Genomic DNA, 443 nt, shown 5'->3' on the forward strand with positions numbered 1-443 from the left:
GGAAGAGGGGGCCCTGGCTGGCGCGGAAGCGGTTGAGCACGGAGCGGCTGACGCAGTGGCCCGCGCTCAACAGCCGCAGCGCCAGGTCCGTCTGCAGCGCATGCGCCAGCTGCGTGCCCTGGTGCACACCGACGAGGCTGGCGTACACCCAGAGCGCCAGCAACTCGCGCGGCGCATACCCCTTCTGTCCCAACGCCGAGTACCCCGCCTCCACCCGCCCCAGCTCGAAGCGCTTCACCACCTCTCGCACCTTCCGGGCCAGGTGCTCCCGCGGCACCAGTCGCTCAGCGGCGGCAAGCACCTCGCGCTCCGCTCCCTTGAAGCGCGGAGTCGGGTCCTTTGCGACGCGGCGCCTGCCCCCCTGCTCGGCAGAGGCGCAGGAGGCTCCTTCTTCTGAAGTCATCTCTCTTCTACGGGACCCAGCGGATTGCTTATTCCGCGCA

General features: G+C 69.8%; 1 protein-coding gene. It reads right to left on the reverse strand.

Annotated elements, in window-relative coordinates; genetic code table 11:
• Positions 1 to 301 (reverse strand): transposase (locus tag D7Y11_RS42945; RefSeq protein WP_368773808.1); only part of this gene is annotated, 301 nt, incomplete at its 3' end.
• Positions 302 to 443 lie beyond the last annotated feature (142 nt).

This window comes from Corallococcus sp. AB018 (assembly GCF_003986945.1).
Classification (GTDB): domain Bacteria; phylum Myxococcota; class Myxococcia; order Myxococcales; family Myxococcaceae; genus Corallococcus; species Corallococcus exiguus.